A 23,251-nucleotide genomic window follows, 5' to 3' on the forward strand; every position below is an offset into this window, starting at 1 on the left:
TCCATAGGGCGCGGCGGGGCGAAGTTCCATGCGGAAGTTGCGAGGCACGTGACGTCCAGGACGATCCTTGCCCCTCGCCGCCTCACACCGGCGTCATGCCGTGCTGGCGCTTGGTCTCGGCGGTCTCGTCCGAGACCAGATATTCGATGAACGCGCGCGCGGCGTCGGTGTGTGCGCCGGCGTTGCACAACGCGGCGGCGAACACGGTGCCCGGCTGCAGCGCGTCCGGCAGCAGACCGACGATGTCGATGCCAGGTGCGCCGAGCATCTCGCTGAGCTGCTGGAAGCCGACATCGACCTCGCCATCGGCGAGCAGCTTGGCCACGGGAATGCCTGGCTTGGCCTGGACCAGGCGCGAGGCGCCATCGCCCTCCAGGCCCCAGTCGCGGACGAGCTTCTGCACATATGTGCCGCTCGGGCCGGTGGAGATGCCGATCGCCTTGGCGTTCTCCATCGCCTTGCGCACGGCGGCTTCGTCGAGCGGATCGGGCTTGGCGCTGCCGGCGCGCACCGCCATCGCCATCGGCGATTCCGCGATCTCGATGATGCTGCCGGGCACGAGGTGGCCGTCGGCCTCGAGCTTCTGCAACGCGTCGGAAGCCAGCACCGCGAAATCGAACGCTTCGCCGGCGCGGATGCGTTTGGCGGCATCGACGCCGCCGACGGATTCGATCGTGATCACCTCGCCGGTCGCCTCCTCATAGGCGGCCGCGAGCTCGGCGAGGATCTGCCTCGTCGCCATCGAGGAAATGCCGGCGGCGGTCACGCTCATGGGGGGCTCCGTTTGAAGAGGCAATTGCAGCGCCGCAAACTACGCTGCGACGCTTCTTCGGATATGGCAAGCGGGGCAGCGGAGCAAGACGGTGGGAGGCAACAGCGGTTACGGCGAGCGCCGCTGCGCTCCCTCTCCCCGTTCTTACGGGGAGAGGGAGCGCACCGCCCGTGATGCAAAACGGTGCGCCATCAACATGCCACGAGAACTGCGTCCCTCACTTCGGCACGCTCTCCAGGTCCTCCAGCCACGCCGTGGCATTGCCGTCCGACGGCGCGCGCCAGTCGCCGCGGGGCGACAATGCGCCGCCAGCCACCACCTTCGGGCCGTTGGGCATCGCCGAGCGCTTGAACTGGCTGAAGGCGAAGAAGCGCTTGAGGAACACTTCGAGCCACTTCCTGATGTCGCCGAGCGCATAGGCGTTGCGCTTGTCGGGCGGAAAGTGCGGCGGCCAGGCGCCCTCGCCCGCATCCTTCCAGGCGTGATGCGCCATGAAGGCGATCTTCGACGGGCGCATACCGTAGCGCAGCGTATAGAACAGGTTGAAGTCCTGCAGCTCATACGGGCCGATCATGGCCTGCGTGCTCTGCGGCGTCTCGCCCTCCTTCACCGGCACCAGCTCCGGCGAGATCTCGGCCGACAGCACCGCCTCCAGGGTGCGGTCGACATCGGCCGAGAACTGATGCGAGGCGATAACCCAGCGGATGAGATGCTGGATCAGGGTCTTCGGCACGCCGGCATTGACGTTGTAGTGCGCCATCTGATCGCCGACGCCATAGGTGCACCAGCCGAGCGCGAGCTCGGAGAGATCGCCGGTGCCGAGCACGAGGCCGCCGCGGTCGTTGGCGAGGCGGAACAGATAGTCGGTGCGCAGGCCGGCCTGCACGTTCTCGAAGGTGACGTCGTAGACCTCTTCGCCGCGGCCGAACGGATGGCCGATGTCCTTCAGCATCTGCGTGGCGGCGGGGCGGATGTCGAGCTCGGCGGCACTGACTTGAAGCGAAGACATCAGCGCATGCGCGTAGGACTTGCTCTGCGCGCCCGTGGCAAAGCCCGGCATCGTGTAGGCCAGGATGTTGGTGCGGGGTAGGCCGAGCAGATCCATCGCCTTCGCCGCGACGATCAGCGCATGCGTGGAATCGAGCCCGCCGGAGACGCCGATCACGATGCGCTTGGTGCCGGTGGCGCGCAGCCGCTGCGTCAGGCCGGCGACCTGGATGTTGTAGGCCTCGTAGCAGTCCTGATCGAGCCGCGCGGCATCGCTCGGCACGAACGGAAAGCGCTCGATGCTGCGCCTGAAGCCGATGTCGCCCTCGGCCGGCTGCAGCTCGAAGCCGATGCGGCGCCAGTGCACGCCGGCGCCTTGCGCGCGCGCATTGTCGTCGAACGTGCCCATCAGCGCGCGCTCCTGGCGCAGCAAATCGAGATCGACGTCGGCGACGATGGTCTGGCCGGTCTGGCGGAAGCGCCCGCTCTCGGCGAGCAGCACGCCGTTCTCGAAGATCGAGGTCTGGCCGTCCCAGGCGAGGTCCGTGGTGGATTCGCCGGCGCCGGCCGCCGCGTAGACATAGGCGGCGAGGCAGCGCGCCGAGGTCGAGCGGCACAAGAGTGAGCGAGACTCGGCGCGGCCGACCGTGATCGGGCTGCCGGAGAGATTGGCGAGCACGGTGGCGCCGGCAAGCGCAAGTTCGGACGCCGGCGTGACAGGGATCCACATGTCCTCGCAGATCTCGACGCCGATCACGAGCCCGGCGACATCGGCGGCGGCGAACAGCAGGTCGGTGCCGAACGGCGCCATGGTCTCGGCGACCTCGATCATCTCGCCGCGGATGCCGGCACCGGAGGCGAAGTGGCGGCCTTCGTAGAACTCGCGATAGGTCGGCAGGTAGCTCTTGGGGATGACGCCGAGCACCTCGCCGCGATGGATCACGACGGCGCAATTGTAGACCCGGTGGGCGAAGCGCAGCGGCGCGCCGACGATCAGCACCGGCATCAGGTCGTGCGAGGCTTCGACCAGGGTGAGCAGCCCGCGCTGCACGGCATCGAGCAGCGGGTCCTGCTTGACCAGGTCCTCGATCGCGTAGCCGGACAGACAGAGCTCCGGAAACACCGCGACCGCCGCGCCCTGATCATGGCAGGCGCGCGCCGCCGCCAGGATCGCCGCCGCGTTGGCGGTCGGGTTGGCGACGCTGGAGACCGTGACGCAGGCGGCGACGCGGGCAAAGCCATGGCGGTAGATCGAATGAAAATTCATCGTGGCAGTCCATCTCCTGTCGCCGGAGCATACGACATGGACCATGACGGGAGCCATAACAAGCGCCGCAGGTCAGCACCCCCCCGCCCGCAGGCTGACTCCGCGCGCGTCATTTGAATTGCGCGGGCCACCCGGCGCCGGGTAACTCGGAGGCTCATCTATTCGCGCAGTGCAGGTGAACGGCATCCATGAACCTCTTCGTCATCGGCCTCGGCTACACCGCCCAGCGCTTCGTCGAGCTGCACCGAGGCGCGTTTGCCCGCATCGGCGGCACGGTGCGCAGCGCCGGCAAGCGCGCGGAGCTGGCGCCTGATGACATCGACCTGTTCGACGGCACGGCGCCCGCCGCCGCGACGCTGGCGAAGGCGGCGGACGCCGACGTCGTGCTGATCTCGGTGCCCCCCGGAGCGGGCGACGACCCGGTGCTGGCCGCATTCGGCGACGCGATCACGGCGGGGCGCGCGCGGCGCGTGGTCTATCTCTCGACCGTCGGCGTGTACGGCGACCACCGGGGCGGCTGGATCGACGAGGACACGCCGCTGGCGCCAGAGCACGACCGGGTTCAGGCCCGCGTCCGCGTCGAGGCGGAATGGCGCGCTGTCATCGGCGACCGGCTCGCGGTGCTCCGGCTCGGCGGCATCTACGGGCCCGGCCGCAACGCGCTGGTCGAGCTGCAGGCCGGGCGGGCGCGCCGCATCGTCAAGCCGGGCCAGGTGTTCAACCGCATCCATGTCGATGATGCCGCCAGCGCGATCATGGGCGCGATCCGGCGCGCACAAGGCGGCGCCTGGAACATCGTGGACGACGAGCCGGCGCCGCCGCAGGACGTCATCGCCTATGCAGCCAGCCTGATGGGCATCGCCCCGCCGCCCGAGCTGCCGTTCGACAGCGCCGAGCTGTCGCCGATGGCGCGCAGCTTCTATGCCAGCAACCGGCGCATCCGGAATATTCGCGCCAGGCAGGAGCTCGGCGTCGGCTTCGCCTACCCGACCTATCGCGCCGGGCTCGACGCGCTGTGGGCCGCCGGCGACGGGCGCTGAGGCAAGATTTTCGCCGCCGGGCGGGAAACCTTTCATGCCACCGGCGATTGCAACGAACAGAGATTGTCATGCGGGTTTGACGCGACTGCACGTCGCGCAGCCCTCACGGATCAAAGGATGTTCGACATGCAAGGCGATCAACCCATCAGCTGGCTGATGTTTTTCACGCTCGCGGCTGCGATCATCATCGCGGCCGGCGCGTTCCTGGCCTTCCTGCGCTCGCGGCACAACCGGGAGATCGCGGCGGTGGCGCTCGAGGGCGACGGCCGGAGCCGCGGCGTCGCCCCATCTGGCGCGCTGCCCGAGCTCGGCGGCCTGTTCGTGCTCGGGCTCGTGGTCGCCGGCCTGCTGGTCGCCGGCTATCAGAGCGGCGGCGCGACGCGCTTTGCCGGCGGCGACAAGCCGACCCCGGTGCCGTCGGCGCCGAGCAACACCGATCGCGGCACCACGGTCGGCGCCGGCGCCGCGATCACCCCGCCGGAAGCTCCGACCATGACCCAGCCGGCGCGGCCGGGCCCGGACCTGCGCACCGCGCCCGCGTCGTCGCCGACCGGAGCCGGTCCCGAGAGCGGCGGACATCCAGAGGCCAATCCGCCGGCGCGGTAAAAGACCCCCTCGAACAGCGAAGGCCGCGCAATGCGCGGCCTTTTGACGTGTTCACGGCAGGGATCGCCCGGATCAGATCGCAGCGGCGACCTTGTCGAGGCCGATCGTGCGCGCGAGCCGCCGCACTTCGTCCTTCTGGTCCTCGCGCAACTGCCAGAGCAGCGGCATCGCGGCCGACTTCAGCTGTTGCACCTCATCCGAATCCGGATCGAGCGCCACCGCGCCCGGCTTCGCCGCGCCCTGCCGTCCGGCGTGGATCTTGCGGGCGACGGCGCGCAGCGCGGTCTCGACCGCCGGCCAATAATATTCCTGGCTCGACGAGAGCCGCAGCCGCTCCTTGATGCCGGCGATCTGGCCGTCCGACAGCAGCGAATAGGCCTTCTGCACCTCGGGCTTCAGCGGCGCCGGCGTCGGCTCGCTCCGGGCGAGAATCTTGGACTTCGGCACCACCGGCTCGGCAGCAACGACCGCAGCGGCCGACGCCTTGGCCATTTCGGCCTCGGACGGCGCATAGGCATAGGCCTGGCGGAGAGTCGTCTTCGGGGCGGCACTCGGCTGCTGCACCTCGGGGGCCGCAAGTGTGACCATCGCCAGGCGGTCGCCCTTGGCTTCACGGTTGGAGAGCGGGCTCTTCGCCACCACGGGCGGCATCATCGCACCGGCCGAAGGCACGCTGTCCTGCATCAGGACGCTCGTCACGGCCGCGCCTGCGATCAGCACGCCCAGCAAAGCGACAAAAGCGATCGACTTCGTCACGCAATTCTCCGTATCCCGGCGGAAAGCCGCACTTTGCCGAAAAGTGGGAGTTAATTAAGGCTTTACGATGCCACAGAAACACGCCGGCCACCATTCCGCCCTGTGAACATGACGGATATTTTTTTCACGCCGCCGAAGACAGCTCGGCCGGGATCAGCAGATCGTACGCGGCCTGGATGTCGGCAACGATGTCGGAGGCCTCCCAAAGCGCCGCCGGTTCCACCGAATGCAGGCTGATGGTCCAGTTCCCGCCGCGGGCGGTGCGGGGAACGCTCATGATGTCGAACTGGACGTTGCGGCACAGCGGATGCCGCTGCAGGGCATGCCCGACACGGATCCGGATCTCCTCAAGCGTCGCCCGCTCTTTGTCCTGCCGTAGCCCGATGCCCATCGCACGATTCCGCCAAGTTCAAGCTCCGCGGATTGTGGGACCCGATGGTTAATGGTGCCTTAAGGACACACATCACGTTTTCTCACGAGCGTGGCCACCGGCGCCCATGTACTCATCGGCCGTGCGCGCGACCAGTTCGGCAACGGACGGAATGTCGGTGACCCCAGAGGTCGCGTGCCCCGCACTCCAGATGTCGCGCCAGCGTTTCGGCCGCGCCTCGCGCGCAGCAATGTCGATGTCGCTGCCGATCTCGATCGCGCCGCGCGCCGGCAAGGCTTCGGGGTCGAGCCCGGCCGCGACGATCGACGGCCGCAGCATGCTGGTCGGCAGGCCGGTGAAGGCGGACGTCAGCAGCACGTCGTCGGCCGAGCTCGCGACCAGCATCGCCTTGTAGCGATCATCGGCCAGGCTTTCGCGCGTGGCGATGAACTTCGTGCCCATATAGGCGAGGTCGCAGCCGAGCATCTCCGCCGCGCGCAGCGCGACGCCGTCGCTGATGCCGCCGGCAAGCACGATGGGACCATCGAAGAACGCCCTGACCGCGCGCACGAAGGCGAATGGATTGAGCCAGCCGGTCTGGCCGCCGGCCCCGGCCGTGAGCAGCACCAGGCCATCGGCGCCGGCCTCGACCGCGCGCTCGGCATGACGGATCGAGGCAACGTCAGCGAACACCAGCGCGCCCGCATCATGCAGGGGCGCAACGACCTTCGCCGGCGAGCCGACCGAGGTGATCACGATCTCCGGACGATGCCGCAACAGCACCGCGAGATCGTCCTGCAGCCGCGCGTTGGAATGGTGCACGATCAGGTTCGGGCAGAGCGGCGCAGCCGCCCGCCCACTGGCATCGCTGTGGCGCGCGAGCCGATCGGCGATCTCGCGCAGCCAGGCATCGAGCTCATCGGGAGTACGACAATTGACGGTCGGGAACGCGCCGATCACGCCGTTCCCGCAGGCCGCGCTCACCAGCTCGATCCCCGACACCAGAAACATCGGCGCTGCGATCAGCGGCAATCGCAGCCGCGTCCGCAGCCCTCCCCATCGCGTGTCCTGCACTTCAGGTCCCTCCCTGATCCTTCGTTGGGCTCAGGGATAGCGACGCGACCGCGTGCGATCAATCGTCGCCGAAGAAGCTGAAGCGCGGTCCATCCATGCCGACCGGCTGCGCCGCATAGGCGCGCGGCGTCGTGTCATCGCGCACCGCCTGCTCGACGGCGCGCATATCCTGCTCGCGGCGCTGCCGCCGGCGCTCGACATATTGCCGGTGCCGCTCGGCGCGGCGCTGCTCCGCGGCGCGCTTGCGCTCGGCGCCGCGCGACTTGAGATCGGCGTCCTCGGGCTTCGCTGCGGCCTTGTCCTGAACGTCCTCGGCGGTAGCGGTCTGGGTGACGGCGTTCGCCGAAGAGGCCGCCGTCGCCTCTGCTGCGGCGTCTTGCGGCGCCGGCGAGGGATCGGTCGAGACCGGGGTCACGGGCCTCGTCTCGGTTGCGGCAGGCGCCACCTTGACCGGCGTGATCGCAGCCGCCTGCGTTGCCGCAAGATACGAGGTGACCGTCGGACTTGGCGACGGCGCCTCCGGCACGGAACGCTCGAGCTTGGCCTGCTCGAGCGCCGGCGATCTCGGATGCATGCCTTCCGCGATCATGAGCCCGCCGCCGAGACCGGCCGCGACGGCAATGGCAACCGTTCCGGCTCCCGCAAAAAAAGCTGTCGAGGTGCGCATGGCCTTGCTCCGTTGTTGTTCGGCCGGGCAACGCGGCGCGCGCAGCGATGTTCCGAGGACGACAAGCGCACCTTGAGCGCGATCGGCTTTCTGATAGCGTCGGCAACAAGCCACGCGACGCAACAACGATCGCGGCATCTCGGAAGGATCGTCCATGAGCCCACAGCTTCATTCGTTTCCGGTCGTCTGTGAGCAGACCCTGCTCACGCTGTCGCGTCATCCGTCGCGCACCGCCTTCAGCTGGCCTGGCGGATCGCTGACCTATCAGGGCGCGACCGACCTCATCGGCCGCATGCAGCGCGTGTTCATGCGGCTCGGCCTGCCGCCGGGAACACGCGTCGCGTTCCTCAGCGCGAACCGCGCCGATGCCTGGTGCGCCGGCACGGCGGCGCAGCTGTCGCGGCTCGCCATCACCTGGCTGCATCCGCTGGGCTCGCTGGACGATCAGCTGTTCCAGCTCGCCGATTCCGAATCGCAGGTGCTGGTGATCGATGCCGCCGCGTTCCACGACCGCGGCGGCGAGCTGGCCGCGCGCTCGGGCGGCCTGCGCCACGTGTTCACGCTTGGCGCAGCCGGCTACGGCGCCGACCTCCTCGCCGCGATCGAGCAGTCCGGCCACGCCACCGCGCGCAACTTCGCCACGCCCGAGGACATCGCGACCTTGAACTACACCGGCGGCACCACCGGAAAGTCGAAGGGCGCGCTGCGTCATCACCAGGAATATGGCGGCTTCGCCACCGCGATCCTCGCCGATTTCGAGATTCCGGAGCGCGCCCGCTACCTGACGGTCGCCCCGATCAGCCATGTCGCCGGCACCAAGGTGCTGCCGACCCTGATGCGCGGCGGCACGGTTCACATGCTGAAGGGCTTCGATCCCGAGGCGGTGCTGGCGACGATCGCGCGCGAGCGCATCAACTTCACGCTGTTCGTGCCGACGATGATCTACGTGCTGCTCGATCATCCCGCGTTGGCCAGGACCGATCTCTCTTCGCTCGAGCTTGTGCTGTATGGCGCCTCGGCGATGTCGCCGACGCGGCTCGTCGAAGGGATCGAGCGCATCGGCCCGGTGTTCTCTCAGCTCTACGGCCAGACCGAATGCTATCCGGTGTCGGTGCTGCGCAAGGCCGACCACGATCCGAAGCAGCCGGAGCTGTTCCTGTCCTGCGGCTTCCCGATCGCGGCCTGCGAGGTCAAGATCCTCGATGACCATGATCAGGAGGTTGCGCAGGGCGAGGCCGGCGAGATCTGCGTGCGCGCGCCGCATGTGATGAGTGAATATTGGAAGCGGCCGGACACCACCGCCGAGACCCTGAAGAACGGCTGGCTGCACACCGGCGACATCGCCCGCCGCGACGAGCGCGGCTACATGTACATCCTCGACCGCAAGAAGGACATGATCGTCTCCGGCGGCTTCAACATCTTCCCACGCGAGATCGAGGATGTGCTGACGCAGCACGCCGATGTGGCGATGTGCGCCGTGGTGGGCGTGCCCGACGACAAATGGGGCGAAGCCGTCACCGCCATCGTGGTGCCGCGCGCGGGCGCGCAGATCGACGCCAGCGAGCTGATCGAGCTGGTCAAGGCGCGCAAGGGCTCGGCCCATGCGCCGAAGCGGATCGAAGTCGTCAACGAGCTGCCGGTGACCGGCGTCGGCAAGATCGACAAGAAGGTGCTGCGCGCGCGGTACTGGGAGGGACGCGGGCGCATGGTGGGGTGAGGACACAGCCACGCTGTCTCGACGGAGATCCGAGCATACGGCTTTGCAATCCCGAGGTAGGCCCCCCGCTCGCAGCCGCCACCCTCCGCTGTCGTCCCGGGCAGGCGAAGCGCGACCCGGGGATCCATGACCGCAGGAGGGCGTGGTGAGACGAGTCGTGTCGACATGCGTGCCTCGAACATCGGCCTGTGGCTATGGATCCCCGCGTTCGCGCGGATGACATTGTGTTTGTTGCACGAGTGGAGACCATGGCCCTTCCATCTCGCGACGCATCGGCGTCCGAGTCTTGCTGACGTTCTCCCCTCCATCAGACGGAGGGTGCAGGGAAGGCCAGGCCTCGACCGAGGCCTGCGGTCCGCGTGCAGCAAAAAAGCACGCGGCAGAACCACAGGTTCGGCCGGATAGACCCGGCCTTCCCTGCGCGATGGGTTGACGGATTATACGCAGTCTCCCCGGCGACCGGGCTTGTTTGCCACCGTCGTCCCGCAAGATGCCCCTGGGCGATCTCACGAAACTTGACCTCAGCGTCGGGAGGCCAGGACCCTGCGACTTCACCGTCCGCGACGAGACGTACGTCGGCATGCTTGGAGCACGCTGCGCCCGTCGCGGCCACCGCCTCCCACCCCAACGCGTCGTGACGTTCGCGAAGCGCCCCTCGTCAGTGAGGCGGGATGAGAAGAGGAAAACAGATATTTCTGATAATGCAAAGTCGAATATTTTTCGTCGAGGATCTGGACAGGCCAAATCGGCTTGAAGGCGTTGCCGAATTTCACATTCGGCGCACGCGGTTTCCGCTGCGCGGGGCGGCCCTCGAACCACGGTGAATGTGAGAGAGTCCGCTCGTCGGGCAAATCACCTCCGTCGGTTCATGGCCCCGCTCTGCGCGATTGCCGGGATACTGCCCGAGTCGTTCGTCGGGTCCAGCGCGGCCGCGCCGACGCGCGGCTTCATCACAGCGCACCGAACGCGTCGCGCGAAGGCGCGAGCGGCAGCCAGTCGGGAATCCGGCTTTTTGCAAGCCAATAGGGCCGCCACAGCGCGCGCCAAGTGACGTGGTCGAGCGGCGCCTGGCCCCACTTCATCCTGGCCGGCTTGATCTGTGAGAGATCGTGCAGATGCAGCCAGCGTCGCGCGATCCACCACAGGTCGTACGACGCGGCCGCGTTTCCGGCCCCCTTGAGCTGGACGATGTTCAGCAAAGGATCGCGCCAGTGGCGGCCGACCTCCAGCGTCGCGACGCGTTCACCCCGGTGACGGACGCTCCACAGCCGCGAGCGGTTGTGGACGATGTCAGCGCCGTAGGTGCGGACACAATTGCGCATGGCGGCCGCTTCGTCGACCAGATCCGGAATCTTGTCGAGCGGCCTGAACTCATAGTCCCCGATCCGGCCGGGATCGAGCCACATGTCGCTGATCGGCAATTGACCGAGATTGAGATGCAGCGAGATCCGACCGCGCCAGTTGGATGCGGCAGTGATTGCGGCATCGAACCTCATGTCCGGCGTCCACGGCCGTTCGATGAGATCGTGGGCGAGACGGCCGGGCTGGCCAGAGAACCAGATCCACAGGGCGAGCAGATGCACGCGGTCGCGGTTCACGATCTTCGGCGCACGGACGTACTCCCGCGCGATCCAGACGGCGGCGGCCTCATGGGCGATGGTCGCCATCTCCGAGACGAGTTGCAGCCATATCGGCATCAGCTTCGGCGAGCGCGGCAAGTGATTGCCGATCTGCCTGCGGAACAGATCGCCATCCGGCAGCCGCGGGATCGGACAAACGAACGCCTCCGGCGGCAGCTTGCGCAGCCACATTGGCAAGCCCGCCGCGGCGGCCGCCTCGGCAAGCGAACGTCCCGCGATCACGCGAGCAATCGCCGGCTCCGGGTCAACCTGTTTGCGCGGCACCGCCAGCGCGAACAACAGCGCCGGAAAGCTCAGCGCGAGGTCGGCGAGATGCGGATGGCGCTGCGCCAGCGCAGTGACGCGGGACTGGAAACGAGACGCATAGCGCCGCAGCCGACGTTCACACAACGAAGAACGCACCGGCTCCCGGCGGGGAGTCAGCAGAGGATGAGATGTCATGACACAAGTGTTCAAGCGCAGGCCAGGAGGGCCGCGGGCTTTTCGATGAGTTGTGAAAGAGTCACATCATATCCGGGACAATCATCCCGGTGGCCGCGTCAATGATCGCGCAGCGAGCCCGGGAAGCGTGCGAGTCTGGACATCGTCGCCTCCTGCGTTGAAGTTGGGGTGGCGCTGAATAGCCGGTTTCGTTGCGCGGCGCAACTCCAGCGAGTTCGTCAGGTGCTCGACCGTTTCCTGCAACTGGTGTGCTTCGCTAAGCCTGTCATCGCCTGTCATCGCGCCGCGCATGCGCAGCGGCCCGTTGGCTCGCGACCCCGGGCGGGCAGCGACGCGTGAGGATTGCCGTCCGCTGCTGCACCGCCCCTGCTACGCTTTCCGACCGCTCCGCTTCGTCCCATTCAGCGCAACCGCGGCGCGGATCAGCGCCATGAACGCCGCCTCGTCGATCACGTCGCCTTCGTGAAGGTCGATGGCGCGGCGGGTGTTGCCGTCGAGGCTGGCGTTGAAGAGGCCGGAAGGGTCAGGCACCGAAGCTCCCTTGAGGAAAGTGAGCTTCACAGCCGCCTTGTAGGTTTCGCCGGTGCAAACGATGCCGCCATGCGACCACACGGGAACGCCGCGCCACTTCCATTCTTCGACGATATCGGGATCGGCCTGTCTGATGAGATCACGCACATGGCCGAGCGTGACGCCGCGCCAGTCACCGAGTTGCTTGATCCGGACGTCGATCAGTTCCGACGGAGACTGGCTCCCCTCGCCGGCACCTTCAGCCTTCGTTGATTTCGCCATGACGCTTGTTCCGTTCACCTGCGCGTAGTTCCATCTGCGTGTAGTTCGCAGCGCGCCGTACTTATACGGCTATCCTGGTCTGCTCAAGTTTAGAGCAATCTTTATAAATCCCCGGCCAAATCGGGCGCACGCGCGGACCACGACGCCTCACCGACGAGCGCTCGTCGCGCCGATTTGCAGTAACGCGCTCTCTTCGAGCCGGCTGCACCCAATCCCTGGACCTATCGAAGCCGGAGTCGCAGATGCCGTCGTTTTCCAACCTGTCCATTCGCAACAAGGTCCTGCTGGCGTTCGGCATCGTGCTGATCACGGCAATGGGGCTCGGCGGCTTCTCCATCGATCGTCTCGGTAGCGTGAACGGCTCGGCTGCGGAAGTGCGCGACAACTGGCTGCCGGCGACCGGATGGCTCGGAACCATCTCCAAATCGATCGAGCAATATCGTGCCCGGCAGGGTCAGTTCCTGCTGGCGACCACGGCCGACGAAAAGGCAATCCAGGAACGGCAGATCGCCGAAAGCCTCGAGCTGTTCGACAAGACCTGGCGCCTCTACGAGCCGACGGTGACGACGTCGGAGGAGAAGGCGCTGGTGGCTGCGTTCAAGACGCCGTGGACCACCTATCTCGACGACAGCAAGCAGTTGCTCGAACTGTCACGCAAGAACCAGGTCGACGCCGCAACCGCGCTGTTCATGGGCAAGCTGCGCGACGACTTCGTGCTGGCCCGCAAGGCGCTGGAACAGGACCTCGCCTGGAACGTCGAGCAGGGCAAGAAGGAAGCCGACAAGGGCGCCGCGGTCTATCTGTCCTCGCGCGCCTGGATTCTGGGTGTGATCGCACTGGCGGCGCTGCTCTGCATCGCGATGGGCTACCTGATCGTGGCCGGCGTGTCGCGCCCGATCACGGCGATGACGGAGGCGATGCGCCGGCTCGCCGGCGGCGACATGGCGGCGCCGATTCCCGGCACCGACCGCAAGGACGAGATCGGCAACATGGCGGGCGCCGTGCTGGTGTTCAAGAACAACGCCATCGAGACCGAGAAACTGCGCGCCGAGCAGGCGGAGGCCGAGAAGCTCGCCGTCGAGCGGCGCAAGCGCGACATGCATGACCTGGCCAACAGCTTCGAGAGCGCGGTCGGTGAGATCATCAACACGGTCTCCTCGGCCTCGACCGAGCTCGAAGCGTCGGCCACGACGCTGACCTCGACCGCCGAACGCACACAGCAGCGCACCACCACCGTCGCGGCCGCATCCGAGCAGGCGACCGCCAACGTGCAGTCGGTCGCATCCGCCACGGAGGAGCTGAGCTCGTCGGTCACCGAGATCAGCCGGCAGGTGCAGGAATCCGCGCGGATGGCCAACGAGGCCGTCGACCAGGCGCGCAAGACCAACGACCGCGTCGGCGAGTTGTCCAAGGCCGCAGCGCGCATCGGCGACGTCGTCGAGCTGATCAACACCATTGCCGGGCAGACCAACCTGCTCGCGCTCAATGCCACCATCGAGGCGGCGCGCGCCGGCGAAGCCGGCCGCGGCTTCGCCGTGGTCGCCTCCGAGGTCAAGGCGCTGGCCGAGCAGACCGCCAAGGCGACCGGCGAGATCGGCCAGCAGATCTCCGGCATCCAGGCGGCGACCCAGGAGTCGGTCGGCGCCATCAGGGAGATAAGCGGCACCATCGAACGGCTGTCCGAGATTTCCTCGACCATCGCCGCGGCGGTCGAGGAGCAGGGCGCAGCGACGCAGGAGATCTCGCGCAACATCCAGCAGGCGGCACAGGGCACGCACGAAGTGTCGTCCAACATCACCGAGGTGCAGCATGGCGCCAGCGAAACCGGCTCGGCCTCGTCGCAGGTGCTGTCGGCGGCGCAGTCGCTGTCGCAGGACAGCAACCGGCTGAAGCTGGAGGTCGGGCGCTTCCTCGGCACGGTGCGCGCGGCGTGAGAGCGAGATCATTCGTGGTCGGACTCGTTCAGTCGCGACAACGGCGGTGCGTTCCCTCTCCCGCTTGCGGGGGAGGGCTAGGGAGGGGGCCGCTCCAGCGGCGGTGTGCGTGGCGCCCCCTCTCCAACTCTCCCCCGCGAGCGGGGAGAGGGCGCAGCGGAGCTTGGCGCAGGGTTGATTGGTTCACCCGTAACGAAGCAAGCAACCGCCGATCACCGGCGCAACCTCATGACACCTCGCCGCGGCGCGCCGTTGGAAGCGAAGCAGCACTGGTGCGGTGATCAGTTCGCCAACCCGCTATGAACGAGATACGGACGGCGGACCGCCCCCTCACCGCTTCTCGATCACCAGGCTCTGCACCACGCGGCCGAAATAGCCTCTCGCATCACCCAATCGCGCCATCGCCAGCCCGGCGCCGTCCGGGCCGATCCAGCTTTCGGCGTCGAGCAGGATCCAGTCGCCGACCGGCTCGCGCGCCATGTTCACGGTGAGGTCGGCGTTGAGGAACGTGTAGCTGTGGAAGTCGAGCGCGGCGGAGGTGCCGTTGCAGAAGTCGCTCGCGACCACGGCGCGCATCGCTTGCGACACCGCGTGGCCTTCGACCAGCGGCCAGTCGACGCGGTACCAGATCGCGCCGGGACCCTTGACGCCGAACCGGCCGCGCGCGGCGCGCAGGGTCATGCCGCGGACGAAGGGGCTGGTCGAGAAATCAGCCGGCTCCGGCAGGGCCTCGTCCGGGCCGACCAGATCGACCGGCAGCTCGCGGACATCGTCCGGCAGCGGCACCGCGTCCTGCCTGATCTTGAGCACCGTCGCCGTGACGACCACCGTGTCGCCGGCGCGCAAGCGCACCGCGCAGAGCTGGATCTTGCGCCCCTCGCGCAGCACCTCGGTCTCGATGAGGAGCTCTGCGAGCGGCACCGGGCGCATCAGGTCGATGGTGACGCGGGCGATGCGCATCGGCGACTTCGTGGGAATGCTCTCGGCCGCCCACACGGCCAGCGCCGATGGCGCAGACCCATGTTGCATGGTCGGATCCCATGGTCCCGCAGCATCGGAGCTGACGGCAACCCGATTGTCCGCGATGCGGAAGATCGGCCGCATCAGCGCGCGCCTCGCCACGTCTCAGCCGGCGCTGGCAAAGGCGCGGTCGGCGCCATTGGGCAGTTCGATGTCGACCTCGAGCGTCGAGACATGCTTTCCCCGGTCCATGCGAACGATGACCTTGTCCGGATCAAGTACCACATGGCGCGAAACCACGGCGAGGATTTCCTCGCGCAGCTGCATCAGGAGATCGGGCTGGCCGCGCAGGCTGCGCTCATGCGCGAGCAGGATCTGCAGCCGCTCCCGCGCGACGGGCGCGGAGGCCGCACGCCCCGTAAAGAGCCGCAGCACACTCATGCAGCCCTCCGTCCCAGGAGCAGGTTCATCAGGCCCTTGCGCTCGGTCGGGATCTGCATCTCGACCTCCTCGCCGAGCAGGCGGCGCATTGCATCGTGATAGGCGCGCGCCGGCGCGCTGGCCGGGCTGTTGAGCGTCACCGGGCAGCCGACATTGGAGGCGCGCAGCACGTCCTGGCTCTCCGGCACGATGCCGAGCAGCGGCGTCGCCAGGATCTCCAGCACGTCGTCGATCGACAGCATCTCGCCGCGCGCGGCACGGCCCGCATCGTAGCGGGTGATGAGGATGTGCTTCTCGACGCGCTCGCCGTTCTCGGCGCGCACGGTCTTGGAATCGAGCATGCCGATGATGCGGTCGGAATCGCGCACCGACGACACTTCGGGATTGGTGACGATGAGGGCCTCATCGGCGTAGCGCATCGCGAGCATCGCGCCGCGCTCGATGCCGGCCGGGCTGTCGCAGATCACCCAGTCGAATGTCTTGCGCAGCTCGGTGATGACGCGGCCGACGCCATCCTCGGTCAGCGCGTCCTTGTCCTTGGTCTGCGAGGCCGGCAGCAGCCACAGATTCTCCAGCCGCTTGTCGCGGATCAGGGCCTGCGGCAGCTTGGCGACGCCATGCACCACGTTGATGAGATCGAACACGACGCGGCGCTCCGCGCCCATCACCAGGTCGAGGTTGCGCAGGCCGACGTCGAAATCGACGACGACGACCTTCTCGCCGGCCTGCGCCAGCGCCGCGCCCATCGCCGCCGTCGTGGTGGTCTTGCCGACGCCACCCTTGCCCGACGTTACAACAAGTACTTTCGACATTTTGGGAATCCTCCTGCTACTCAGTTCAATGCAACGATCTTCATGGAATGACCTTCGAGCCGCGCCTGCGCGGCCCGGCCGCGCAACGCGGCATCGATCTGCTCGGCGGTCTGGTAGTAGCCGTCGATCGCGACCAGCTCGGCCTCGATCCTCTGGCAGTAGATGCGCGCCGCCGCGTTGCCGTTGATGCCGGCCATCGCGCGGCCGCGCAGCGCGCCGTAGACGTGGATCGAGCCGCCGGCGACGATCTCGGCGCCCGACGACACCGCGCCGAGCACGGTGACGTCGCCATCGGGAAACACGATCGACTGGCCCGAGCGTACGGGCTGGTCGAGCAGCAGCGAGGTCGGCTGCTGCAGCTGTGGCTTCTCCGGCTCGATCTCCTGCACGGCGCAGTGACGGCCGCCGGACAACAAGGGCGGCATGCCGAGCGACAGCCGCCCCTGCTCGACGCCTTCGAGGCCGAGCACGCGGATGTTGCGCGACTCGATGCTCTTGATGAGATGGGTGATGGCGAGCGGGCTCAGATCCAGCGCCGAGAGATCGAGCACGATCGGCTTGCCGACGAAGAAGCCGGGCGAGCCCGCGAGCGTTGCATCGAGCTCAGCCAGCCAATCGGCAATCGGCACAACCGGCGAAAACACGAAGGCGACGTAGGAGCGCCCGCGCAGACGAATAACAGGACGCACCGTTTCAGCGCTGGCACTCATGACCATCCGACCCAACCCTTCTTAGTGATTGGTTAACTGTCGGCGCCAGATGGTTAACGGATGGTTAAATCGACGCTAAGCCGCTCAAAAATCGACAGCGGCCCGCCCGACATAGTTCGATGATGATCGAATCAAGGCGCAATGTTGGCATCAATGAGACGCAATTCATGAGCATCTGCGTCAAGACCTGTCATGCCTCATTTTAATCACATCATGATGATAACTTTAACGTACATATAATTCGGAACCGACGGCTTTAGGAAGTTCCGATCGATTGACACTCGTCAGGGGGCGGGGCATGGGATCGATAGAGGCGCCCAAGGCACGGCAAACGTGCCACGGCGCCTTGCAGGAAGGGACTGCTGGCGTGCGATCGCTGATCGACGCGAAACGTCTGATTCTGCAAATGATTCCGTGTGATCTGAAGTGGCAGAACCGCTCCCGCTCTTCGTTTGAAACTAGCTCTCATACGACCGTGGCAGAAGCGTATCAGTTTACCGGAATCGAGCGTCAGAGGAGTAGCGTATGAGTTCGTTGAGTGAACAGAATCCGATGAACCCGCAGGACCCGCTGCACTATGCACCGCGGTGGCTGCGCGAACGTCCGGAAGCCGCGCGTCTATCTCTCGTCGGTGACAATGCCAAGGCAGCGGAGGCGGCCGAGCGTCCCGCTTCGGGACAGCAAGGACCGCTCGATGCTCGCCTGGAGACCGCCGTGTTCGAATCCCTTCGCCAATCGCTGAATCCCCAGGTCATGCGCGAGCCGCCGGATCTGGAGCGCGAGCGCGACCGCCGCTCGGTCGTGTTCAAGGTGGCCGGCCGCTTCGCCGCCGCAACCGGCGTCGCCGCCGTCGTCGCGCTGTTCTTCGTCAACATCGTGCCGGTGTGGCGCCAGCCCGACGCGAGCTCGTCCTTCGTCGCCGCCGTGCAGTCGATGAAGACGCTGCCGCCGGTCGCCGCCGACGTGCAGGACGCCAAGGCGGATCAGACCAGCGCGCTGCCGGAGCGGGTCGAGGCTCAGGCCGCCCCGGCGCTGTCGCAGTTCAAGTCGCTGCTCGCGGACGCTCCGGAGCCCGCGGCAGATTCCGACAATCCCGAAAAGCCCATGCTGCAGCAGTTCATGCAGTGGAACCAGAAGACGGGTCAGATGGAGCGGGTTCGCTAACCCTCTACGACTGATCCAGCTTCCAACACTTCACAGGCGACGATGATCGACGTCCTACCGCAGAAAGCGGCAGCACGCCGTCCGCTGGCTCACGCCCGTGTGGCAGCCATCCTGCTCGCGTCCCTCGTGGCCGGCGAGGCCGTTGCCGCGCCCGGCGAGAGTGTGAGCGTGGCGCGCCAGCTCGGCAGCCGCGTCGGCCCGATCATTGGCGCAGCACTCGCGTGCCGCGACATCGCCCGGCCGCGCATCCAGGCCATCATCGAGAAATTCCAGCTCGTCATCCGCGAGGCCGCGTCCAGCGAGGCCGACCGTGACGAGCTGACGCGCCTGCTCGACCGCTATGTGGCCGAAGGCCGCAGCCTTGTCACGTCAGGCCGGATGGATTGCGGCGGCGCCGACCGGCAGCTTGCCGATCTCGAACGATCCATCGCAGCGCCGCCTCCGGCGCGCGCGAACCTGCCTGCCGTGAGCATCGGACCTGCGACGGCGCAGGCCGCAACCGTCCCGGCGCAACTGCTGCCGCCGGCCGGCAACGTGCGCGGGGTGACGCAGAGCGAGATCAAGCTCGGCATGGTCATTCCCTACAGCGGACCGGTGAAGGAGAGCGGGCGACTGCTCAAGATCGGCGTCGAGACGGCGTTCAATCGCGTCAACGAGGCCGGCGGCGTCAACGGCCGCATGCTCAAGCTCGTCACTGCCGATGACGGCTACGATCCCGCGCGCACGCTGGATGCGATGAAACTGCTCTACGAGAAGGAGCAGGTGTTCGGCTATATCTGCAATTTCGGCTCGGCCACCGCCGCGGTCGCCATCCCCTACGCGCTCGAGCGCCGCACGCTGTTCTTCGCGCCCTATACCGGCGCCAACGTCGTGCGCCACGATCCGCCCGACCGCTACGTCTTCAACTACCGGCCGAGCTATGCCGAGGAGACCGACGCGCTGGTCCATTATCTCGTGAAGATGCGAAGGCTGCATCCGCGCCAGATCGTCGTGTTCGCGCAGAACGACGCCTTCGGCGACGCGGGCTTCGCCGGCGTGGCAAAGGCATTCCGGACGCTCGGGGTGAGCGACAATTCGATCGTCCGGGTCAACTATCCGCGCAACACGGTCGAGGTCGACGACGCCATCAATCAGCTGAAGCTGCTGAAGACCCCGGTCAAGGCGGTGGTGATGCTGGCGACGACGCGCGCCGCAGCCAAGTTCATCGAGAAGGCCCAGGGCGTATTTCCGGGCGTCATCTTCGCCAACATCTCCGCGGTTGCTGGCTCGGCGCTCGCCAGCGAGCTGATGCTGCTCGGACCGCGCTACGCCGAGGGCGTGATCGTCAGCCAGACCGTGCCCGGCGTCTCCGGCTATTCGAGCCTGGTGCTCGAATACAAGACCGCACTTGCGAAATATGCCCCGGGCGAGCCGGCCGACTACACCTCGCTCGAGGGCTACATCGCGGCGAGCATCCTGATCGAGGGACTGAAGCGCGCGGGCCCGAACTTCGATACCGAGCAACTGGTCGAAACGCTCGAGAACATGCGCAACATCGATCTCGGCCTGGGCACACAGCTCGGCTTCGGCCGCGCCGAACACCAAGCTTCGCACAAGATCTGGGGCACGGCACTTGACAACAGCGGCACCTACCAACCCGTCGAACTTGAATAGGATACCGCTGGAGGCGCGACGGCCTCGACTACCACGACAAAAGAGCGACAGAGAAACCCGACATTAATTCGAAATGCCACGAATAGTAGAACGAAGAGGGTTTGAAACAGGCTGAGCAGGTGGAAGGTTCGATGGCCGTGCGTTGGTCCACGTTGATCATCGGGAGTGTTTTCGCAGCTCCCTTCAGCCCCGCTCTGGCGGCGGCTCCCGACGTCGTCAGGGAGCTCGGCAGCCGGGTTGGGCCGATCGTGGGACAGGCCTCCGCCTGCCCGGACATCGCGCAGGGCCGCGTCCAGGGCATGGTCGACAAATTCCGCGAAGCCATCCGCCAGGCGACGAGGAATGACGGCGAGCGCGATCAGCTGACCCGCAGCTTCAATGGCTACATCGCCGAGGGCCGTAGTCGTACGGGCGCCTCGCAGGCGACCTGCGCGGCCGCGGAGCGGCAACTGACGGAGCTCGAACGCTCGCTCGGCGAGCCGGCTGCGGCGACGGCCCCGATCACACCGGTCAAGGCCGAAACGACGACCGGCGCCGTCACCGCCGGCCCCGTGCGCGGCATCACCGACCGCGAGATCCGCTTCGGCATGGTCCTGCCGTTCTCCGGCATCCGCAAGGAGACCGGGCGTCAGATGCGCCAGGGCATCGAGGCCGCGTTCGCACGCACCAACGATGCCGGCGGCGTCAACGGGCGCATGCTCCGCCTCGTGGCGGCGGACGACGGCTACGATCCGAACCGCACGCTGGCGGCGATGACGCAGCTCTACGACAAGGAGCAGGTGTTCGGCTTCATCGGCAACGTCGGCACCGCCAACTCGCAGGTGGCGATCCCCTATGCGCTGGAGCGGCGCACGCTGTTCTTCGCGCCGAACACCGGCGCAGCCGTGGTGCGACGCGATCCTCCGGATCGCTACGTCTTCAACTATCGGGCGAGCTACGCCGAGGAGACTGCAGCGCTGGTGCGCTACCTGATCAGGATGAAGCGCGTCTCGCCCAAGCAGATCGCAGTGTTCACCCAGCAGGACCCATTCGGCGACGACGGTTACACCGGTGTCGCGAAGGCCTACCGACAGTTGAACATCGGCGATACCGTGACGCGAATCAACTATCCGCGCGCGACGATGGACGTGGAAGAGGCGGTCAATCAGGTCAAGGCGCACAAGCCGGGACTGAAGGCGATCATCATGGTCGCGACCGATCGCGCCGCCGCGAAGTTCATCGAGAAGACGCGCGACGCGGTGCCGGGCCTGATCTACGCCAACGTGTCCGCCGTCGGCTCGACCTCGCTCGCGACCGAGCTCAAGCTGCTCGGCCCGCGCTTCACCAACGGCGTCATCGTGACGCAGGGCGTGCCGGCGGTTTCGGGCTACTCAAGCCTCGTGCTCGACTACAAGAGCGCCCTGGCCAAATACGCGCCCGGCGAGGCACCGGACTACACGTCACTCGAAGGCTATATCTCGGCGACGATTTTGATCCAGGCGTTGAAGCAGACCAATCCGCTCGACACCGAGCGGCTGATCGACACGCTCGAATCGATGCGCAGCCTCGATCTCGGCCTCGGCACGACGCTCGCATTTGGACGCGCGGAGCACCAGGCCTCGCACAAGATCTGGGGCACCGCACTCGACGAAACCGGCACGTATCAGGCAATCGAACTTGAGTAGAATTAGCTTCGAAGGGGAAGAACTGGTGAAGACGTTTCGTTAGCAGGTCCTAAAGTATGATCGGAAAAAGGCGTGTCGGGTTACCGAAATGGTCATGCTCTTAGGAAAGGCTGGTCTGTGCATGGTGACGGTCTTATGTCTTCTCCGTCGCAGACACGGCGTCAATTCACCAGGCGGAAGACCTGGATGGGGTCCAAAGTGGGATAGTGGCAATGAACTTTCGTTGTAGCGTGTTCTTGGTTGCGGCATTGCTCGCAACGCCCGCCAGCGCGGCGGGCACCAATGCGGATGTGGTGCGTAATCTTGCGAGCCGGGTCGGGCCGATCGTGGGAGCAGCATCCGCCTGTCAGGCGATCGACCAGGGCCGCGTTCAGGCCATTGTCGACAAGTTTCGCGAGGTGATCCGGGAGGCCTCCACCGGCGGCTCGGATCGTGACGAGCTCACCCGCGTCTTCAACGGCTACGTCGCCGATGGACGCAACCGCGTCGGGGCGGCTCAGACCGACTGTAACTCCGCGGGCCGCCAGCTCGCCGAGCTCGAGCGCTCGCTCGGGCAAAGCGCGCCGAGCCAGACCGCCACCAGCCTCGCCGGGGTGATCGCCCCGTCCGCGGCTGTCGCCGCGACGGCACCGACCGCGACGCTGCCGCCGGCGTCCACGACCAACGTCCAGGGCGTCACCGCCAACGAGATCCGCTTCGGCATCGCCGCTCCGTTCTCCGGCGCTGCCAAGGAGCTCGGCCGGCAGATGAAGATGGGCATCGAGGCTGCCTTCAACCGCGCCAACGACGCCGGCGGCATCGCCGGGCGCTCGCTGCGGATCTATTCGGCCGACGACGGCTACGAGCCGTCGCGGACGCTGGACGCGATGAAGCAGCTCTACGAGAAGGACAAGGTGTTCGGCTTCGTCGGCAACGTCGGCACCCCAACTTCTGCCGTGGCGATGCCCTACGCCCTGCAGCGTCGCGTGCTGTTCTACGGCGCGTTCACCGGCGCCAACCTGCTGCGCAACGATCCGCCGGATCGCTATGTATTCAACTATCGCGCCAGCTACGCGGAAGAGACCGACACCGTCGTGCGCTACCTCGTCAAGCTGCGCCGCCTGCCGGCCAAGGACATTGCCGTGTTCGCGCAGCAGGACGCCTATGGTGATGCCGGCTTCTCCGGTGTGGCCAAGGCCTTCCGCACGCTCGGCCTCGCCGATACGTCCATCTTGCGCCTCAACTACAAGCGCAACACGGTCGACGTCGACGACGCGGTCAACCAGCTGAGGGCGTTGAAGAACCCGCCCAAGGCGATCGTCATGGTCGCAACCTATCGCGCCGCCGCGAAGTTCATCGAGAAGACGCGCGATCTGTTCCCGCACATGATCTACACCAACGTCTCCTTCGTGGGTTCGACCGAGCTCTCCGACGAGCTGATGCTGCTCGGCCCGCGCTATGCCAGCGGCGTGATCGTCACCCAGGTGGTGCCGGCCGTCGGCGGCTATTCGAGCGCCGTGCTCGAATACAAGAGCGCGCTGGAGAAGTACTTCCCGGGCGAGGCGCCGTCCTACGTGTCGTTCGAGGGCTACGTCTCGGCCAACGTGCTGATCCAGGCGCTGCGCCGGGTCGGCCCGCAGCTCGACACCGAGGCGCTGATCGACACGCTGGAGAACATGCGTGACATCGATCTCGGTCTCGGCGCCAAGCTCGGCTTCGGCCGCGCCGAGCACCAGGCCTCGCACAAGATCTGGGGCACCGCGCTGGACGAGCGCGGCAAGTTCCAGGCGATCGAGCTGGAGTAG

The 23,251-nt window shown here is 66.9% G+C and carries 20 protein-coding genes; 8 read left to right on the forward strand and 12 right to left on the reverse strand.

The genetic code is table 11. The features are described 5' to 3' along the window. Positions 1-82: 82 nt before the first annotated feature. Both QW845_RS27165 and QW845_RS27170 read right to left on the reverse strand, forming a co-directional pair. Positions 83-772 carry a substrate-binding domain-containing protein gene (locus tag QW845_RS27165; protein WP_315804591.1) on the reverse strand — a complete coding sequence of 230 codons (690 nt, stop codon included), beginning with the start codon at positions 770-772 and terminating at the stop codon, positions 83-85. 217 nt (positions 773-989) lie between these two features. After that, a complete protein-coding gene (locus tag QW845_RS27170) occupies positions 990-3,026 on the reverse strand; it encodes an NAD(+) synthase (RefSeq protein WP_315804592.1) in 2,037 nt (678 codons plus the stop codon). Positions 3,027-3,214: 188 nt separating this feature from the next. On the opposite strand from QW845_RS27170, the gene QW845_RS27175 reads away from it, so the two are divergent. Both QW845_RS27175 and QW845_RS27180 read left to right on the forward strand, forming a co-directional pair. Continuing rightward, positions 3,215-4,066 carry an NAD-dependent epimerase/dehydratase family protein gene (locus tag QW845_RS27175; protein WP_315804593.1) on the forward strand — a complete coding sequence of 284 codons (852 nt, stop codon included), beginning with the start codon at positions 3,215-3,217 and terminating at the stop codon, positions 4,064-4,066. Positions 4,067-4,192: 126 nt separating this feature from the next. Beyond that, entirely contained in the window at positions 4,193-4,672 is a 480-nt protein-coding gene (locus QW845_RS27180; protein ID WP_315804594.1) for a hypothetical protein, read from the forward strand. 72 nt (positions 4,673-4,744) lie between these two features. Here QW845_RS27180 and QW845_RS27185 read toward each other — a convergent pair whose 3' ends face one another. The 4 genes from QW845_RS27185 to QW845_RS27200 form a co-directional block, all read right to left on the reverse strand. Continuing rightward, a complete protein-coding gene (locus QW845_RS27185; RefSeq protein WP_315804683.1) occupies positions 4,745-5,371 on the reverse strand; it encodes a hypothetical protein in 627 nt (208 codons plus the stop codon). Positions 5,372-5,552: 181 nt separating this feature from the next. After that, positions 5,553-5,819 carry a hypothetical protein gene (locus QW845_RS27190; RefSeq protein WP_315804595.1) on the reverse strand — a complete coding sequence of 89 codons (267 nt, stop codon included), beginning with the start codon at positions 5,817-5,819 and terminating at the stop codon, positions 5,553-5,555. A gap of 72 nt (positions 5,820-5,891) precedes the next feature. Continuing rightward, entirely contained in the window at positions 5,892-6,872 is a 981-nt protein-coding gene (locus QW845_RS27195; protein WP_315804596.1) for a nitronate monooxygenase, read from the reverse strand. Between the two features lie 58 nt (positions 6,873-6,930). Beyond that, positions 6,931-7,539 (reverse strand): hypothetical protein, encoded by a 609-nt coding sequence (locus QW845_RS27200; protein ID WP_315804597.1) that lies wholly within the window; start codon positions 7,537-7,539, stop codon positions 6,931-6,933. Between the two features lie 154 nt (positions 7,540-7,693). Here QW845_RS27200 and QW845_RS27205 point away from each other — a divergent pair, with 154 nt between their 5' ends. Then, complete coding sequence (locus tag QW845_RS27205; RefSeq protein ID WP_315804598.1) at positions 7,694-9,256, forward strand: AMP-binding protein; 1,563 nt, start codon at positions 7,694-7,696, stop codon at positions 9,254-9,256. A 950-nt stretch (positions 9,257-10,206) separates the two neighbouring features. Here the strand turns inward: QW845_RS27205 and QW845_RS27210 are convergent. Further along, positions 10,207-11,286, reverse strand: a complete 1,080-nt coding sequence (locus QW845_RS27210) for a hypothetical protein (protein WP_315804599.1) — start codon at positions 11,284-11,286, stop codon at positions 10,207-10,209. Positions 11,287-11,706: 420 nt separating this feature from the next. Next, positions 11,707-12,129: a DUF1801 domain-containing protein gene (locus QW845_RS27215; RefSeq protein ID WP_315804600.1), complete on the reverse strand. Its 423-nt coding sequence runs from the start codon at positions 12,127-12,129 to the stop codon at positions 11,707-11,709. 242 nt (positions 12,130-12,371) lie between these two features. On the opposite strand from QW845_RS27215, the gene QW845_RS27220 reads away from it, so the two are divergent. Then, positions 12,372-14,063 (forward strand): methyl-accepting chemotaxis protein, encoded by a 1,692-nt coding sequence (locus QW845_RS27220; protein ID WP_315804601.1) that lies wholly within the window; start codon positions 12,372-12,374, stop codon positions 14,061-14,063. Positions 14,064-14,393: 330 nt separating this feature from the next. Here the strand turns inward: QW845_RS27220 and QW845_RS27225 are convergent, their stop codons facing one another. The 4 genes from QW845_RS27225 to minC are packed head-to-tail and all read right to left on the reverse strand — an operon-like array spanning position 14,394 to position 16,992. Continuing rightward, on the reverse strand, positions 14,394-15,167 hold the full coding sequence (locus QW845_RS27225) for a thioesterase family protein (RefSeq protein ID WP_315804602.1): 774 nt from the start codon (positions 15,165-15,167) through the stop codon (positions 14,394-14,396). Positions 15,168-15,188: 21 nt separating this feature from the next. Next, a complete protein-coding gene (gene minE / locus QW845_RS27230; RefSeq protein WP_315716282.1) occupies positions 15,189-15,464 on the reverse strand; it encodes a cell division topological specificity factor MinE in 276 nt (91 codons plus the stop codon). Further along, positions 15,461-16,276 carry a septum site-determining protein MinD gene (gene minD / locus QW845_RS27235; RefSeq protein WP_315804603.1) on the reverse strand — a complete coding sequence of 272 codons (816 nt, stop codon included), beginning with the start codon at positions 16,274-16,276 and terminating at the stop codon, positions 15,461-15,463. The genes minE and minD overlap by 4 nt, the downstream gene beginning before the upstream one ends. 20 nt (positions 16,277-16,296) lie before the next feature. Then, positions 16,297-16,992 (reverse strand): septum site-determining protein MinC, encoded by a 696-nt coding sequence (gene minC / locus QW845_RS27240; RefSeq protein ID WP_315804604.1) that lies wholly within the window; start codon positions 16,990-16,992, stop codon positions 16,297-16,299. A 519-nt stretch (positions 16,993-17,511) separates the two neighbouring features. Here minC and QW845_RS27245 point away from each other — a divergent pair. From QW845_RS27245 to QW845_RS27260, 4 genes are all read left to right on the forward strand, one after another. Next, complete coding sequence (locus tag QW845_RS27245; RefSeq protein ID WP_315804605.1) at positions 17,512-18,150, forward strand: hypothetical protein; 639 nt, start codon at positions 17,512-17,514, stop codon at positions 18,148-18,150. A 42-nt stretch (positions 18,151-18,192) separates the two neighbouring features. Further along, positions 18,193-19,803, forward strand: coding sequence for an ABC transporter substrate-binding protein (locus tag QW845_RS27250; RefSeq protein ID WP_315804606.1), 1,611 nt, complete (start codon positions 18,193-18,195; stop codon positions 19,801-19,803). A gap of 131 nt (positions 19,804-19,934) precedes the next feature. Then, on the forward strand, positions 19,935-21,467 hold the full coding sequence (locus QW845_RS27255; protein WP_315804607.1) for an ABC transporter substrate-binding protein: 1,533 nt from the start codon (positions 19,935-19,937) through the stop codon (positions 21,465-21,467). 212 nt (positions 21,468-21,679) lie between these two features. Continuing rightward, positions 21,680-23,251, forward strand: a complete 1,572-nt coding sequence (locus tag QW845_RS27260) for an ABC transporter substrate-binding protein (RefSeq protein ID WP_315804608.1) — start codon at positions 21,680-21,682, stop codon at positions 23,249-23,251.

Source organism: Bradyrhizobium sp. SZCCHNS3002 (genome assembly GCF_032377435.1).
In the GTDB taxonomy this organism is placed as follows: Bacteria; Pseudomonadota; Alphaproteobacteria; order Rhizobiales; family Xanthobacteraceae; genus Bradyrhizobium.

What these genes read in the sequence shown, in the direction of transcription:
- QW845_RS27260 (WP_315804608.1), top strand. Translation starts at nt 21,680, where the DNA reads ATGAACTTTCGTTGTAGCGTGTTCTTGGTTGCGGCATTGCTCGCAACG.
- QW845_RS27175 (WP_315804593.1), top strand. Translation starts at nt 3,215, where the DNA reads ATGAACCTCTTCGTCATCGGCCTCGGCTACACCGCCCAGCGCTTCGTC.
- QW845_RS27225 (WP_315804602.1), bottom strand. Translation starts at nt 15,167, where the DNA reads ATGCGGCCGATCTTCCGCATCGCGGACAATCGGGTTGCCGTCAGCTCC.
- QW845_RS27255 (WP_315804607.1), top strand. Translation starts at nt 19,935, where the DNA reads ATGGCCGTGCGTTGGTCCACGTTGATCATCGGGAGTGTTTTCGCAGCT.
- minD (WP_315804603.1), bottom strand. Translation starts at nt 16,276, where the DNA reads ATGTCGAAAGTACTTGTTGTAACGTCGGGCAAGGGTGGCGTCGGCAAG.
- QW845_RS27180 (WP_315804594.1), top strand. Translation starts at nt 4,193, where the DNA reads ATGCAAGGCGATCAACCCATCAGCTGGCTGATGTTTTTCACGCTCGCG.
- QW845_RS27250 (WP_315804606.1), top strand. Translation starts at nt 18,193, where the DNA reads ATGATCGACGTCCTACCGCAGAAAGCGGCAGCACGCCGTCCGCTGGCT.
- QW845_RS27245 (WP_315804605.1), top strand. Translation starts at nt 17,512, where the DNA reads ATGAGTTCGTTGAGTGAACAGAATCCGATGAACCCGCAGGACCCGCTG.
- minC (WP_315804604.1), bottom strand. Translation starts at nt 16,992, where the DNA reads ATGGTCATGAGTGCCAGCGCTGAAACGGTGCGTCCTGTTATTCGTCTG.
- QW845_RS27190 (WP_315804595.1), bottom strand. Translation starts at nt 5,819, where the DNA reads ATGGGCATCGGGCTACGGCAGGACAAAGAGCGGGCGACGCTTGAGGAG.
- QW845_RS27170 (WP_315804592.1), bottom strand. Translation starts at nt 3,026, where the DNA reads ATGAATTTTCATTCGATCTACCGCCATGGCTTTGCCCGCGTCGCCGCC.
- QW845_RS27165 (WP_315804591.1), bottom strand. Translation starts at nt 772, where the DNA reads ATGAGCGTGACCGCCGCCGGCATTTCCTCGATGGCGACGAGGCAGATC.
- QW845_RS27215 (WP_315804600.1), bottom strand. Translation starts at nt 12,129, where the DNA reads ATGGCGAAATCAACGAAGGCTGAAGGTGCCGGCGAGGGGAGCCAGTCT.
- QW845_RS27200 (WP_315804597.1), bottom strand. Translation starts at nt 7,539, where the DNA reads ATGCGCACCTCGACAGCTTTTTTTGCGGGAGCCGGAACGGTTGCCATT.
- minE (WP_315716282.1), bottom strand. Translation starts at nt 15,464, where the DNA reads ATGAGTGTGCTGCGGCTCTTTACGGGGCGTGCGGCCTCCGCGCCCGTC.
- QW845_RS27205 (WP_315804598.1), top strand. Translation starts at nt 7,694, where the DNA reads ATGAGCCCACAGCTTCATTCGTTTCCGGTCGTCTGTGAGCAGACCCTG.
- QW845_RS27220 (WP_315804601.1), top strand. Translation starts at nt 12,372, where the DNA reads ATGCCGTCGTTTTCCAACCTGTCCATTCGCAACAAGGTCCTGCTGGCG.